The organism is Agrobacterium cavarae (assembly GCF_004310285.1).
Classification (GTDB): Bacteria; Pseudomonadota; Alphaproteobacteria; order Rhizobiales; family Rhizobiaceae; genus Agrobacterium; species Agrobacterium cavarae.
Genome location: NZ_SISF01000033.1, coordinates 122,927 through 135,604 on the forward strand (window position 1 = coordinate 122,927; position 12,678 = coordinate 135,604).

14 protein-coding genes are annotated in these 12,678 nt (G+C 57.7%); 10 read left to right on the forward strand and 4 right to left on the reverse strand.

Annotation, left to right across the window (positions count from 1 at the left end; all coding sequences use genetic code 11):
- Window positions 1-17: 17 nt before the first annotated feature.
- On the reverse strand, window positions 18-1,043 hold the full coding sequence (locus EYC79_RS18945; protein WP_130979092.1) for an NAD(P)H-binding protein: 1,026 nt from the start codon (window positions 1,041-1,043) through the stop codon (window positions 18-20).
- 102 nt (window positions 1,044-1,145) lie between these two features.
- On the opposite strand from EYC79_RS18945, the gene EYC79_RS18950 reads away from it, so the two are divergent.
- Window positions 1,146-2,090, forward strand: coding sequence for a LysR family transcriptional regulator (locus EYC79_RS18950; protein WP_062440343.1), 945 nt, complete (start codon window positions 1,146-1,148; stop codon window positions 2,088-2,090).
- A gap of 121 nt (window positions 2,091-2,211) precedes the next feature.
- Here the strand turns inward: EYC79_RS18950 and EYC79_RS18955 are convergent, their stop codons facing one another.
- Window positions 2,212-2,484: a DUF2188 domain-containing protein gene (locus tag EYC79_RS18955; protein ID WP_062426420.1), complete on the reverse strand. Its 273-nt coding sequence runs from the start codon at window positions 2,482-2,484 to the stop codon at window positions 2,212-2,214.
- 275 nt (window positions 2,485-2,759) lie between these two features.
- Between EYC79_RS18955 and EYC79_RS18960 the strand changes: the two genes are divergently transcribed.
- Both EYC79_RS18960 and EYC79_RS18965 read left to right on the forward strand, forming a co-directional pair.
- Complete coding sequence (locus EYC79_RS18960) at window positions 2,760-3,872, forward strand: calcium:cation antiporter (protein ID WP_130979094.1); 1,113 nt, start codon at window positions 2,760-2,762, stop codon at window positions 3,870-3,872.
- Window positions 3,873-3,905: 33 nt separating this feature from the next.
- Complete coding sequence (locus EYC79_RS18965) at window positions 3,906-4,409, forward strand: GNAT family N-acetyltransferase (RefSeq protein ID WP_205654437.1); 504 nt, start codon at window positions 3,906-3,908, stop codon at window positions 4,407-4,409.
- Window positions 4,410-4,457: 48 nt separating this feature from the next.
- On the opposite strand, the gene EYC79_RS18970 is transcribed toward EYC79_RS18965, so the two are convergent.
- Entirely contained in the window at window positions 4,458-5,660 is a 1,203-nt protein-coding gene (locus tag EYC79_RS18970; protein ID WP_062426417.1) for a pyridoxal phosphate-dependent aminotransferase, read from the reverse strand.
- A 447-nt stretch (window positions 5,661-6,107) separates the two neighbouring features.
- Between EYC79_RS18970 and EYC79_RS18975 the strand changes: the two genes are divergently transcribed.
- The 3 genes from EYC79_RS18975 to EYC79_RS18985 all read left to right on the forward strand — a co-directional run bounded on the left by EYC79_RS18975 (window position 6,108) and on the right by EYC79_RS18985 (window position 8,161).
- A complete protein-coding gene (locus EYC79_RS18975; RefSeq protein ID WP_130979096.1) occupies window positions 6,108-6,371 on the forward strand; it encodes a hypothetical protein in 264 nt (87 codons plus the stop codon).
- Between the two features lie 242 nt (window positions 6,372-6,613).
- Window positions 6,614-7,516: a DMT family transporter gene (locus tag EYC79_RS18980; RefSeq protein ID WP_130979098.1), complete on the forward strand. Its 903-nt coding sequence runs from the start codon at window positions 6,614-6,616 to the stop codon at window positions 7,514-7,516.
- 429 nt (window positions 7,517-7,945) lie between these two features.
- Entirely contained in the window at window positions 7,946-8,161 is a 216-nt protein-coding gene (locus EYC79_RS18985; protein ID WP_003494703.1) for a cold-shock protein, read from the forward strand.
- 89 nt (window positions 8,162-8,250) lie between these two features.
- Here EYC79_RS18985 and EYC79_RS18990 read toward each other — a convergent pair whose 3' ends face one another.
- Window positions 8,251-8,949: an MBL fold metallo-hydrolase gene (locus EYC79_RS18990; protein ID WP_130979100.1), complete on the reverse strand. Its 699-nt coding sequence runs from the start codon at window positions 8,947-8,949 to the stop codon at window positions 8,251-8,253.
- A 234-nt stretch (window positions 8,950-9,183) separates the two neighbouring features.
- Between EYC79_RS18990 and EYC79_RS18995 the strand changes: the two genes are divergently transcribed.
- The 4 genes from EYC79_RS18995 to EYC79_RS19010 all read left to right on the forward strand — a co-directional run bounded on the left by EYC79_RS18995 (window position 9,184) and on the right by EYC79_RS19010 (window position 12,654).
- Window positions 9,184-9,786: a DUF1236 domain-containing protein gene (locus tag EYC79_RS18995; protein ID WP_113266872.1), complete on the forward strand. Its 603-nt coding sequence runs from the start codon at window positions 9,184-9,186 to the stop codon at window positions 9,784-9,786.
- 227 nt (window positions 9,787-10,013) lie between these two features.
- On the forward strand, window positions 10,014-10,511 hold the full coding sequence (locus EYC79_RS19000) for a MarR family winged helix-turn-helix transcriptional regulator (RefSeq protein ID WP_062426412.1): 498 nt from the start codon (window positions 10,014-10,016) through the stop codon (window positions 10,509-10,511).
- A gap of 2 nt (window positions 10,512-10,513) precedes the next feature.
- Window positions 10,514-11,224: a response regulator gene (locus EYC79_RS19005; RefSeq protein WP_062426411.1), complete on the forward strand. Its 711-nt coding sequence runs from the start codon at window positions 10,514-10,516 to the stop codon at window positions 11,222-11,224.
- Window positions 11,225-11,274: 50 nt separating this feature from the next.
- On the forward strand, window positions 11,275-12,654 hold the full coding sequence (locus EYC79_RS19010) for an ATP-binding protein (RefSeq protein ID WP_130979102.1): 1,380 nt from the start codon (window positions 11,275-11,277) through the stop codon (window positions 12,652-12,654).
- Window positions 12,655-12,678: the final 24 nt, after the last annotated feature.

A 12,678-nucleotide genomic window follows, 5' to 3' on the forward strand; every position in this document is an offset into this window, starting at 1 on the left:
ATTGAACGCCGCGCACCTCAAACGGGTGCGCGGCTTTCGTTGCGGGCTAGGTCCATCCCTGAGCCGGCAGAATATGGCTCAAGGCAATCCAAATCCTCGAGCGTCGCAAAGACTGCCGCATCGATCGGCGTGCGCGGCTCGTCGCCAAGAAACCCCACAAGCTTCTCATTGCTCATCCTCACTTCCTTTTGCCAGAGATAACGCATCTCCAGGATTTCCTTGAACAGCGGGACGAAGGGTGCGCAGATGCGAAACAACCACCATGGAACGCGCTTCATCTTAACGTGGTGCCCAACGACGCGCTCGATGGCGGCAGGCAAGTGGCGCCCATTCGCATCCCAGAAGCCTTCCATGTGAAAGACAGCGAAGGGTGGTAGCTCATCGGCACGCGCGAGCAGACGCATCATCGTCTCCGCCACATCCGGAAGATAGGCCCATTGGTGGCCGATCCCGGGTCTTCCCGGATTGGAGACGGCGCGCACAGGCTTTCCGGGCTGAATGAGACCCTGGCTAAACCAGTTGTTGCGCGCCTTCGGTCCAAAGAAATCTCCGGCGCGAACGATCAGCACCGGCACGCCGCGCGTTGATGCCGCGCGCAAGCGGTCTTCCATCTCCACGCGGATCTTTCCCTTGCGCGTCGTCGGCCTCTGCGGGCTGTCCTCCTTCAGCAAGGGAAACGCATCGGGGCCGAAATTATAGACGGTGCCGGGCAGCAATACGCGCGCACCGACTGTCTCCGCCGCATTGATGGCATTATCGAGCATGGGGAGAACTAGCGTCTCCCAGTTTCGATAACCGGGTGGGTTGACCGCATGAACGATGAGCGAGACGCCTTGCGCGGCTCGCAATACATCTTCCGCCATCATCACGTCACCGACGCACCATTCCATCATCGGGTGGTGAGAGGTTGGCGCCTTATCCCTGACGAGCGCCCGCACCTTCCAGCCTCGTCCAAGCAGAGCTTCGGTAATGTGCCCGCCAATGCCACCGCGGGCGCCAAGAACCAGTGCTGTTTGCTGCTCGCGCTCTTTTTCCTCGGCCATGATGAACTCCAATCCTTTTAGGCAACCGTTCTGGACTGGAGCATGGACGAAAAGATTGCTATACAGTATTAGCTAAACACGTTTACCGGCCATACAAAAATTATGATCGTCGATCGCGAAATCAGTTGGGATTACTACCGCACCTTCCTCAGCGTGCTGCGTGACGGCTCGCTGTCAGCGGCTGCAAGAGAGCTCGGCATCACACAACCAACCGTTGGTCGCCATATTGGTGCTCTTGAGGAAGCGATCGGCTATCAGCTCTTCATCCGCTCGCCCCACGGCCTTGTTCCCACAGATGCGGCGATTGCCTTGAAGCCCTATGCGGAAAATCTGTCTGCCACCGCAGCGGCGCTTGTGCGTGCCGCCTCCGGCGAGGTCGGCAAGATCGAAGGTGCCGTGCGCATCAGCGCCTCGGATGTGATTGGGGTGGAGGTCCTGCCACCCATCATCGCCGCGATGCAGGACACCTATCCAAAGCTCGAGATCGAGCTTTCGCTCTCCGACACTATCGAGGATCTGCTACGGCGGGAGGCGGACATCGCCATTCGCATGACCGAGCCGGTCCAGGATGCAATCGTCATGCGCTATGTCGGCAATTTTCGCGTCGGCTTCCACGCGACAAGCAGTTACCTGCAAAAAATGGGAACGCCGATGAAGAAAGAGGATCTGGAGGGGCACCGGCTGGTCGGCTTCGATCGCAAGACGCCCTTTATCAGAGCCATTCTTCAGAACATGAAGAAAGAAAATCCGGCGATCCCCGACGCCGATCAAATTCCTTTCGCCACGCGCGCCGATAGCAATCTGGCCCAGCTTGCGCTGGTGCGCGCGGGTGCGGGTATCGGCATGTGCCAGATCGGACTGGCCAAACGTGATGAGAGGCTAAAGCACATCCTGCCGGAATTCGAAGTGGCACTCCACACCTGGGTTGCCATGCACGAAAATCTTCGGACCTCGCCACGTTGCCGTGCGGTCTTCACTGCGTTGGTGGATGGGCTGAAAGCACATCTGAAAGCAACTGATCCCGAAGCGCCATCATCCAAGCGCTAAAGCATGGTCCGCACAAAAGTGGTCACCGGTTTTGCGATAACGACATGCGACAAAACAAGGGCTTGAAGCGTTTGGAGCGAATCTGAAAGATCGCGACACGCTTTAAGCCCCCTGAGAGAAGTCAACCGGGGGTGCCAGCCTGTCGTTGGGCATAGGTATCGACGACCTCCGCTTCCGGCCTGTCGCCGCCCTGACTGAACTCTTCGTGCCAGCGTCCGCGTTCGTCCTGGTAGCTGATTTCCTCGTCCTCACCCCCAACCTGCTGTTCGGCAGCGGCGATCTTCGCAGCCTGGACGGCGTCGGAGTGCGTGGGGAAGGCTTCGGAATAGGCACCGTTCATTCGGTACGCCCAGCCGCCATCGTGCTCGACGATTTCATAACACACCTTGGTCATGCGCATGTCCTCCTGTTATGCTTGGAGAAGATTGACAACCAATACCGCAAACAGGCATTTCAGGACTGAGATCGCGGTTTCGTTATCATGTCCTCGCGCTCACTATCCTACCAAATGGCCAAGAGTGCAAACCCGCCTCTCGACCTGTCACTGAAAAGATCATCGGCCCAAAGCATTTTCGCCTGCTCACAGTTAGGCGTGAAAATGGGCAGGGCCGAAAAGTTGCAGCAACGGAGCCGGTATTCGCCCGAACGGCTCTGAGATCTGGAGGAAAGATGTCCGTCGCCACCACTTTGAAGCAGGAGCGCATGCTGTTGCTGGCCGTTCCAGTCGCGATTGTCGCCTATCTGGCAGAACATAGCGTGCTGGAAGCAAGCAAGGCACTCTCCTTCGTCGTTGCGGCGGCGCTGATTGCCGTGATCGTCGCGGTGTCCATGCGGGTTGCCCATCACGCGGAAATCCTCGCGGCGAAGGTCGGAGACCCCTACGGCACGATGATCCTTACCCTGTCCGCTGTCGCGGTCGAGGTGCTGATCCTCGCCATCATCATGAGCGAGTCGAGCTCCCCTACCCTGGTGCGTGATACGATCTACTCGGCGGTGATGATCGACATCAACGGCATCCTTGGTCTGGCCGCACTACTGGGCGGGCTTCGTCACGGCGAGCAGCCCTACAATGACGATTCGGGCCGCACCTATGGCGTGATGATCCTGACGGCCATGGGCATTTCGATGATCGTGCCGGAATTCGTACCAGAAGCGAAGTGGCACCTCTATTCCGCCTTCACCATTGTCGCGATGATCGCACTCTACGGCCTCTTCCTCAAAATGCAGGTCGGCCCGCACAGCTATTTCTTCAGCTACAGCTACCCACGCGCAGATCGTAAAAAGGCCGCCCCGGAAGGCAATGCGCATGACGACAGTGAAGAGGACAATTCGGCCGCCTATTCGATCGGCGTCATTCTCGTCGGCGTGGTGCTGATCGGCGTTCTGGCGGAATTCATGGCCACCTTCCTCACCCATGGGCTGGAAGGAAGCGGCGCGCCTGAGGGCCTGATGGCTGTTGTCGTTGCCACCATTTCTGCAGCACCGGAAATCCTCACTGCCATGCGTGCCGCCTTGCGCAACCGCATGCAGCCTGTCGTCAACATTGCCATGGGCGCCTCGCTCTCGACCGTCATCCTCACCGTTCCGGTCATGGAAGCGATCGCACTTTATTCCGGCCAGCCCTTCATCATGGCGATGACGCCGGTCCAGACGGTCATGGTCTTCATCACCCTCATCGTTGCTGCCATCAATCTCAATGACGGGGAAACCAATGCCATCGAAGGCATGACGCATCTGATCCTCTTTGCCACCTTCATCATGCTGCTGTTTCTTGGGCTGTGAGGACGTAGGTTGTTCGATGTTAGAAGGGCCCAGTTGAGCAATGCGCAGGCCATCGCGCGCGTCCATGTCGACGTCTGGAGGGAGACGATGCGGGAGTTGGCCTCCCCTTCCGTCATCGCAGCGCTCAATGAGGAGCACCGGCTTCGTTACTGGACGAAGAAACTGTCCGAGGCAGAGCCGCACCAACTGGTTCTGATGGCGGAGGTAAAGGGCGAGGTCGTCGGCATCGGCGCGATCGGCCAGCCATCGGACCCGGTCTTCGGATCCCGTGCAGAGATCAAGAACCTCTACATCCTGTCCAGCTTCCAACGGCAAGGGATCGGCAGGCGTCTTCTAAAGGACCTGGCAATTCACGCCAAAACGATGGGCTACGGCGCCGTCGCCCTCAGCGTCGTCAAGGGCAATGAGCCCGCCTGCAGATTTTACGAAGCGCTACGTGCGCGCAAGATCGCAGAGTTTCGCGACCCGGGACCGATCTGGCGCTCGGACAATATCGTCTATGCCTGGGACGACATCGACCAACTCATCGAGCAATAAAAAACCCGGCATCGCTGCCGGGTTTCTTTTTATCAATGCCATCAAGGCTTAGCGGCAATTGGCGCAGAAACGCTGAATGCGGTTGCACGCCTCTTCCAAAAGCTTCTCCGACGTCGCGTAGGAAATGCGGAAGTTCGGGCCGAGACCGAAGGCAGAGCCGTGAACGACCGCGACACCTTCCGTTTCCAGAAGCTCGGTGACGAAATCTTCGTCGGTCTCGATCACCTTGCCGGACGGCGCCGTCTTGCCGATCAGGCCGGCGCAGGACGGGTAAACGTAGAATGCGCCTTCCGGAACCGGGCAATTGATGCCCTTGGCCTGGTTCAGCATGGAGACGACGAGGTCACGACGGCCTTCGAAGATCTTCTTGTTGGCTGGAATGAAGTCCTGGCTACCGTTCAGAGCCTCGACGGCTGCCCACTGGGCAATCGACGTGGCACCCGAAGTTTGCTGGCCCTGGATCATGTCCATCGCCTTGATCAGTTGCAGCGGACCGGCTGCATAGCCGATACGCCATCCGGTCATGGCATAGGCCTTGGAAACGCCGTTCATCGTCAGCGTGCGGTCATAGAGCGAAGGCTCCACTTCCACCGGCGTCACGAACTTGAAGTCGCCATAGGTCAGGTGCTCATACATGTCGTCGGTCAGGATCCACACATGCGGATGCTTGACGAGAACGTCGGTCAACGCCTTCAGCTCGTCGTGGCTGTAAGCCGCGCCCGACGGGTTGGATGGCGAGTTAAAGATGAACCACTTGGTCTTTGGCGTGATCGCCTTTTCAAGCGCTTCCGGCTTCAGTTTGAAGTTGTCTTCCAGCGTGGTGTTGACGAAAACCGGCGTGCCGCCGCAGATCGCCACCATTTCCGGATAGCTCACCCAGTAAGGTGCTGGAATAACGACTTCGTCGCCCGGGTTAAGGGTTGCCATGAAGGCGTTGAAAAGAATCTGCTTTCCACCGGTGCCGACAATCGTCTGCTCGGGTTTGTAGTCCAGACCGTTCTCGCGCTTGAACTTCTCGGCAATCGCCTTGCGCAGTTCCGGAATACCGGAGACAGGCGTGTATTTCGTCTTGCCCGCTTTGATAGCGGCAATGGCTGCTTCCTTGATATTGTCGGGCGTATCGAAATCCGGCTCGCCGGCGCCAAGGCCAATCACATCGCGACCCTGTGCCTGAAGTTCGCGAGCTTTCTGCGAAACGGCGATGGTGGCGGATGGCTTTACGCGGGAGAGAATGTCGGCAAGGAAGGCCATTTTTATCGGTCCTATTGAAGTTGACATCGACAGAAGTTGCAGGCGGAACGCCGCCCTCTGCGGCAAGTGGTATGTCGAAAGACCGAAAGTCTTTCAAGGTCAAAACCCATCAAAAGATACGATGAGTCGTATTTACTTTGTTGCAGAATGGGCGATTGGCCCCGCCCACATGAAACCGCGTCCATGCCTGAAAGATATCGTGTCGAGGCAAGCCCGGTCATCACGCCACAAACGGGCAGACGCCGAAAAAATCGGCAGATTTACCAGCCTTAACTTCTCGTTAACTGGTGTCTTTTTTTCGCCACAATAAATACGCCGGACTGACGAAATTCGGTCTCCAAGGGGTCCACTTCCAAGCCTCTTTTTGGCACGCGGGCAGAAGAGACAAGGACCACGGCGATGCTTATGAATGACCGGAATTTGGCAGATCGGCTGAAGATACAAAAGATGCTGTTCTCTCTTTGGATGGCGCTTGCGGCCATCATGGTCATTCTCACCATGGCAGCGGGTCTTGCCACCTCTTCCGACGCTTCGGAAGCGGTCGATCCCATGACGACATCGGCCATTGCCAGCGCACCGATTTCAAAGGCATCGGATCGCATCTTCGTCACCGGCCTCGTGGTGCTCGGCTTTGGCACCATGGCGGTTGGCGGCGTGCTCTTGACGCTCAGCAGCATTCGCGAAAGCCGTCTGCGTCGCAACCGCGACTGACCGCGCCTGCCCGTGCCTTGCCGAACCCCGCCCTTGCTGATAGAGCACCGATGAAATGGCTGTCCGAGGCACCTGCTACGATACGTAGCGATATCTCCGCCATCTTCAGGGTCAAGATCTGCTGCTTCATGCAACCCCGCCGGTTTTACGGAGCACTTTTGCTCGCCGGGCCTCAGGGGTAACGGATCGCCTTTTCGACAAGACGATGAAGCAACGGAGCGTTGCTTCTTTGATGGTGAAGAATGACGCGCATTCAGGCAAACCTCGTACTGCTTCTTGCTGCCGCGATCTGGGGTGGCGGTTTCGTCGCCCAGTCCACAGCCATGGAATCCATCGGTCCGTTCTGGTTCGTCGGCTTGCGCTTCGCCGTTGCGGCCCTTGCGGTCCTGCCTTTCGCGCTCATGGAAGCACGCCGTATGGGCTCAAAACCCAGCAAGGCGGAATACCGCGCCTTCGGTCTGGTGGGGTTGGCACTGTTCATGGGTGCAACCACCCAGCAGGTGGGATTGCTGACCACCTCCGTCACCAATTCCAGTTTTCTGACGGCGCTCTACGTCATCTTCGTGCCGGTGATCGCCGTTCTGATCTATCGGCGTTATCCGCACTGGGTGGTGTGGCCGGGCGCCACGATGATGCTGATCGGCATCTTCCTGCTCTCGGGCGGCGCCTTCAGCGGTTTGACGACAGGGGATTTCCTCAGCATCACCTGCGCCTTCTTCTGGGCTGTGCAGATCACACTTGCCGGGCGTGCCGTCATGGCCAGCAATCGACCGCTTGCCCTCTCCTGCGCCCAGTTTTCCGTCTGCGCCACTCTCAGCATGGTCATCGGCGCTCTCTTCGAGCCGATCAACACCCAGGCGATCGCCGCTTCTATCCGCGAAATCCTCTATGTCGGGCTCGTCTCGTCCGGTCTTGCCTTCGTTCTCCAGGTCATCGGCCAGCGCTATACCACCGCGCCACAAGCAGCGATCTTCCTGTCCTCCGAGGCTCTGTTCGGTGCTCTTTTCGCGTCCCTGTTTCTGGGAGAGATCATCCCGACGGCGGGTTACATTGGCTGCGCCATCATCTTTGCGGCCATTTTGCTGGTGGAACTGGTGCCGGAACTTACGAAAAGACGCCAACGAAAACTTGGCGAAATGGCCTGAACTCAGCCATGCGTTGATGAAGTCTTCATCACTGTGAGCGAAAATTGCCGGAAATTCCAATGCTAACGATGGTTTTGTTTTCTTAACCACGCCCTGACGGGAAAAAATTCCGCGCCACGCGTTATACGCGTCTAAACGCCCCCGATTGATCGCGGTTGGCGCCTAAAAACTTTTGCTTGCCAATTTTAAATAAACACATCACTCTATCGCCGTTCGGGCAATTTGCGAGCGTGGGAAGACCTAGAAATAGATGCATCGGAGACAATACTTCGAGCGGTGGGAACAACAAAACGTTGATCAGAACGTCAAGACTTCCACGGCGATGGTTCAATCTCTCAAACATCAAGAACTGCCTGCCGTACGCCCTAGCGGGCAAAACTGTAATGCTGCCTGGAGCTGAACACGGGCAGAGCGAAAAGGACCTGATGCATGGCCGAGACTGGCACCGTTAAATTCTTCAATACCGACAAGGGCTTCGGCTTCATCAAGCCAGACAATGGTGGCGCTGATATCTTTGTTCACATCTCTGCTGTACAGGCTTCCGGCCTGTCCGGTCTTTCAGAAAACCAGAAAGTGAGCTTCGACACGGAACCGGATCGTCGCGGCAAGGGCCCCAAGGCCGTCAATCTTCAGATTGCTGGCTGAGCCACAACGACTTTCTCTTCTAGTTGAAGCCCGGCAGGAATGCCGGGTTTTTTTATGGATCTGATTGAGAAGCGGTGCCCTCGCCTCTATCAGTTTTTACTTTTCTCAATCCCGCCTGGAGCCGCAGGCGCAGCCCCGATCGGTCCTAGATTTTGCAGGTAGGGGTTCGAGCGCCGCTCTTCACCGAAACGCCCGCCCGGACCATGGCCGCAGATGAACCCCACATCGTCGCCAAGAGGCAGCACCTTGTCGCGGATGGAGACGAGCAACTGCTCGTGGTTTCCGCCGGGCAGGTCCGTACGACCGACAGAACCATTGAACAGCACATCGCCGACATGGGCAAAGCTCTGCGCGCGATTGTAGTAGATGACGTGGCCGGGCGCATGGCCTGGGCAATGATAGACTTCGAAACTGTGGTCGCCGAAGGACACCACATCCCCATCCTTCAGCCAGCGATCGGGAAGCACGTTCTGTAAGCCGGTCATCCCATATTTCTGCGCCTGGGTTTCAATCCGCTCGAGCAGCGGACGATCGTCCTCATGCGGGCCGGTGATCGTCAGCGACAGACGTTCCTTCAACTCCTTCGCACCCCCTGCGTGATCCAGATGACCGTGGGTCAGCCAGATTTCCTTCAGCGTGATGCCGTTTTCGGCAACGGTCTGAACGATGACATCCACATCTCCGCCCGGATCGACAACGACGCCCTCCTTCGTGTCTTCATCGAAGAGAATGGTGCAGTTCTGCTCGAATGGCGTGACCGGAATGATCCCTGCCTGCAACTTTCCCATGATGACCTCCTGCTTTCAAAAAACCGCCCTCCCTATAGACTCCCATGCGCGATAGCACAATGAAATGTGAAAAAAAGCAAAGCTTCGAAAGCATTGTCGACAATGTTAAATGGGCAATAACATCAGTATCTTACAACAGGCTGCATAGTGCTTTTTCAAACATAGTGTTCACGATTCCGGGAACGGAAAAGCAAAAGCTGCGTTCTTGCCCCAGTCTTCAAAGGAGAGAGACAGATGGACAAGAAGCTGAAACTGATGATTGCTGGCGGCGCTTTCGCTTTGATCGCCGGTTATGCCAATGCAGCCATGGTTGCGACCACGGCATCTGACATTTCCGTGCGATCCGGCCCGGGCGAAGATTACCCGGAAGTGGGCCTTGCCACGCGCGGCAGCAATGCGGTTCTTGACGGATGCCTCGAAGGCAGCGCCTGGTGCCGTATTGAAGTCAACGGCGTTCGCGGCTGGGCCAATGCCGATTATCTGAACGTCATGTATGAAGGCTCGCCCGTCATTCTGCACGAGCGTCGCGCCGACATCGAAGTTCCGGTCGTGACCTACGAGAAGACCGCCAGCGTTCAGCAAGAAGAGCCGAACCCAGGCGATCCGAACCTCGGTCGCGTCGGTGAGGTGAACCCGCCGGAACAGGTCATCACCTATATCGATCAGCATCCGGGCAACGTCGTGCGCGTCGAGGGCGATGTCGCCATCGGCACGACCGTTCCTGCCAGCGCGGAACTCGTCACCATTCCTGACTACGAGTACAGCTACGTCCGCGTTAACGATCGCCGCGTTCTGGTTGAACCAAGCACGCGCCGCGTGGTGTATGTGTACGAGTAAAGTCGCGTAGAGTACCACCGTGTATGAGTAGTGAAGAGCGCGGCATGCCCGCGCTCTTTTGCTTGCATGCAATTGCCTATGCCTTGGCCGAGCTTCGGCATTGATGTTCAACCTGCGGCATATTATCGAACGCAACAGAAAATGATCGAGAGACGCCTGGGTCGGACACCATTTGGGCCAATCTCGTGATAATGATGGTCCACATTCGGTAATGTGAAGGAAGAACAGTGCCTGCCCAATCGTTGAAAAAGGCTGCCGTCAAACAGGCTCCGGCCCTGCCCCATGTCGATGATGCAAAGATCGACTTCGACACGATTGAGGCCTTCTTCTTCGCCTATCGGGATTTCGTCTCCGATCCGGACGCTATTCTGGAGAAGCTAGGCTATGGGCGCGCCCACCACCGTGTGGTCTATTTCGTCTGCCGAAACCCCGGCATGACGGTCGCCGATCTTCTCGATACGCTGCAGATCACCAAGCAGAGCCTCGCACGCGTGCTGAAGCAGTTGATCGACGACGGCTACATCCGCCAAATGGCGGGACCCGAAGACCGTCGCCAGCGCAGGCTCTACCCAACATTGACAGGTCGCGAACTGGCGCTTGCCTTGAGCGATCCGCAGTCGCGCCGCATCGCGCGGGCCTTGGAGGGCATGTCGACGGAGGCAAGGACCTGCGTTCTTGAATTTCTCGCCAGAATGCGCGACGCCGAAAAGACGGGAGCAGAATGACGATGGCCACAGCCACACCAAAACAGCCAGCGGATGACGACGCCCCCCATCTCCTCATCGTCGATGACGATGCGCGTATCCGCGATCTTCTCCAGCGCTTCTTGAGCGATAAGGGCTACCGCATTACCGCTGCGGCAGACGCCGCCGAAGCACGCCGCAAGATGCAGGGCATCCAGTTCGATCTTCTCATCCTCGACGTGATGATGCCGGGTGAAAACGGCCTGTCGTTGACAAAATCCCTCAACGAAAACAAGACCGTGCCGGTCATTCTTCTGACTGCTCGCTCGGAAGCGGATTCGCGGATTGCCGGACTTGAGGCGGGTGCCGACGACTATCTTGCCAAGCCTTTCGATCCGCGCGAACTCGTGCTGCGCATCAACAATATCCTGCGACGCAACACCTCACCGGACACGCCAAAAATCGACCAGATCATCTTCGGGCCGTTCAACTTCTCCCTCCACAAGAAGGAGCTTCGACGCGGTGCAGAGATGATCCGGCTGACGGACCGCGAACTGGATATCATGATGCTCTTTGCGCTGCGCGCGGGCGACACCATTCCCCGGCATGAACTGGTGGATGCGGACGCGGATGTCGGGGAGCGCACCATCGACGTGCAGATCAACCGCCTGCGGCGCAAGATCGAGGACGATCCGGCCAATCCGGTCTATTTGCAGACGGTGCGTGGCATCGGCTACCGTCTGAGCGTGGATTGAACCACACCCTTCTGGCGCGTCCGGAAAAGAGCCGGATGGACAGGTGATTTATGGCAAGCCTCGATTTCATGAGTTTCGCCCGAAACAGCGCCCCGGCACGAGGGTGGCGCTTCTTCGTGCGGTGGCTGCGGCACTGGCTACCCACCGGGCTCTATACCCGCTCGCTGCTGATCATCATTCTGCCCATGGTCCTATTGCAGGCGGTCGTCGCAGCTGTCTTCATGGAAAGACACTGGCAGCTGGTGACAGAGCGCCTCTCTGCTGCCGTCACGCGCGATATTGCCGCCATCATCGAACTGATCGAGACGGATCCTGAAAAGGACGACTATCAGCGGGTCATCAATATTGCACGCGAGAAGCTGGATCTCAGCGTCTATATCGAGCCGAAGACGGAACTGCCGCCTGCTCGGCCGCAACCCTTCTTTTCCATCCTTGATTCCATCCTGGCCGATCAGATCAAAGCCCAGATCGGCAGGCCCTTCTGGATCGATACCTATGGCAATGGATCGCTGGTCGAAATCCGCATCCAGCTGAACGATAAGACGCTGCGCATCTTCACGCGTCGCAACCAGACCTATGCGTCCAACACCCATATTTTCCTTGTGTGGATGGTCGGCGCATCGCTTGTTTTGCTGGGTATTTCCATCCTCTTCCTGCGCGGCCAGATCCGACCGATCCTGGCACTGGCCAAAGCCGCTGAAAGCTTCGGACGCGGCCAGAAGATCACCGCCTATTCGCCCAAGGGGGCCGATGAGGTCAGGCGCGCGGGCCTCGCCTTCATTCTCATGCGAGAACGCATCGAGCGGCAGATGGAGCAGCGCACCGCAATGCTGAACGGTGTGAGCCACGATCTGCGCACCATCCTCACCCGCTTCAAGCTTCAACTCGCACTTGCCAGCGACAATCCGGATCTAGAAGGCCTCGACAAGGATGTCGATGACATGCAGTCGATGCTGGAAGCCTATCTCGCCTTTGCCCGCGATGATGCGGAAGAGGATGTCGGCACACTGGAAGTGGAGCCATTGCTGCAGAAACTGCAAAGTGATTTCCACATGGTCGGCAAGACGATGACGTTTCAACTCAACGGCGTCTCACATCTTTCCGTTCGCCCCAACGCCTTTTCGCGGCTGATCGGCAATTTGTCCGCCAATGCCCAACGTTACGCGCAGACGCTTTCCGTTGAACTGCGGCGCGCACCCCGATCTGTCAGCCTTGTTTTCGATGATGACGGCCCTGGCATTCCGCGGGAATCCCGAGAGGATGTTTTCAAGCCCTTCTTCCGGCTGGATGAAGCGCGCAACCTCAATGCATCCGGCACCGGGCTTGGTCTTTCGATCGTGAGAGATATCGCCAGAAGCCATGGTGGCGACGTGACGCTGGACGATAGCCCGCTGGGTGGGCTGCGGGTGATCGTGAAAATTCCAGCCTGACCGGGTCAGAATCACCTTAGCGCG

Bases quoted from the DNA above. Each gene is read 5' to 3' on its own strand.
- EYC79_RS18990 (WP_130979100.1), bottom strand. From the start codon at position 8,949: ATGGGAAAGTTGCAGGCAGGGATCATTCCGGTCACGCCATTCGAGCAG.
- EYC79_RS18960 (WP_130979094.1), top strand. From the start codon at position 2,760: ATGTCCGTCGCCACCACTTTGAAGCAGGAGCGCATGCTGTTGCTGGCC.
- EYC79_RS19005 (WP_062426411.1), top strand. From the start codon at position 10,514: ATGGCCACAGCCACACCAAAACAGCCAGCGGATGACGACGCCCCCCAT.
- EYC79_RS18975 (WP_130979096.1), top strand. From the start codon at position 6,108: ATGCTGTTCTCTCTTTGGATGGCGCTTGCGGCCATCATGGTCATTCTC.
- EYC79_RS18995 (WP_113266872.1), top strand. From the start codon at position 9,184: ATGGACAAGAAGCTGAAACTGATGATTGCTGGCGGCGCTTTCGCTTTG.
- EYC79_RS18980 (WP_130979098.1), top strand. From the start codon at position 6,614: ATGACGCGCATTCAGGCAAACCTCGTACTGCTTCTTGCTGCCGCGATC.
- EYC79_RS18945 (WP_130979092.1), bottom strand. From the start codon at position 1,043: ATGGCCGAGGAAAAAGAGCGCGAGCAGCAAACAGCACTGGTTCTTGGC.
- EYC79_RS19010 (WP_130979102.1), top strand. From the start codon at position 11,275: ATGGCAAGCCTCGATTTCATGAGTTTCGCCCGAAACAGCGCCCCGGCA.
- EYC79_RS18955 (WP_062426420.1), bottom strand. From the start codon at position 2,484: ATGACCAAGGTGTGTTATGAAATCGTCGAGCACGATGGCGGCTGGGCG.
- EYC79_RS18985 (WP_003494703.1), top strand. From the start codon at position 7,946: ATGGCCGAGACTGGCACCGTTAAATTCTTCAATACCGACAAGGGCTTC.
- EYC79_RS18950 (WP_062440343.1), top strand. From the start codon at position 1,146: ATGATCGTCGATCGCGAAATCAGTTGGGATTACTACCGCACCTTCCTC.
- EYC79_RS18970 (WP_062426417.1), bottom strand. From the start codon at position 5,660: ATGGCCTTCCTTGCCGACATTCTCTCCCGCGTAAAGCCATCCGCCACC.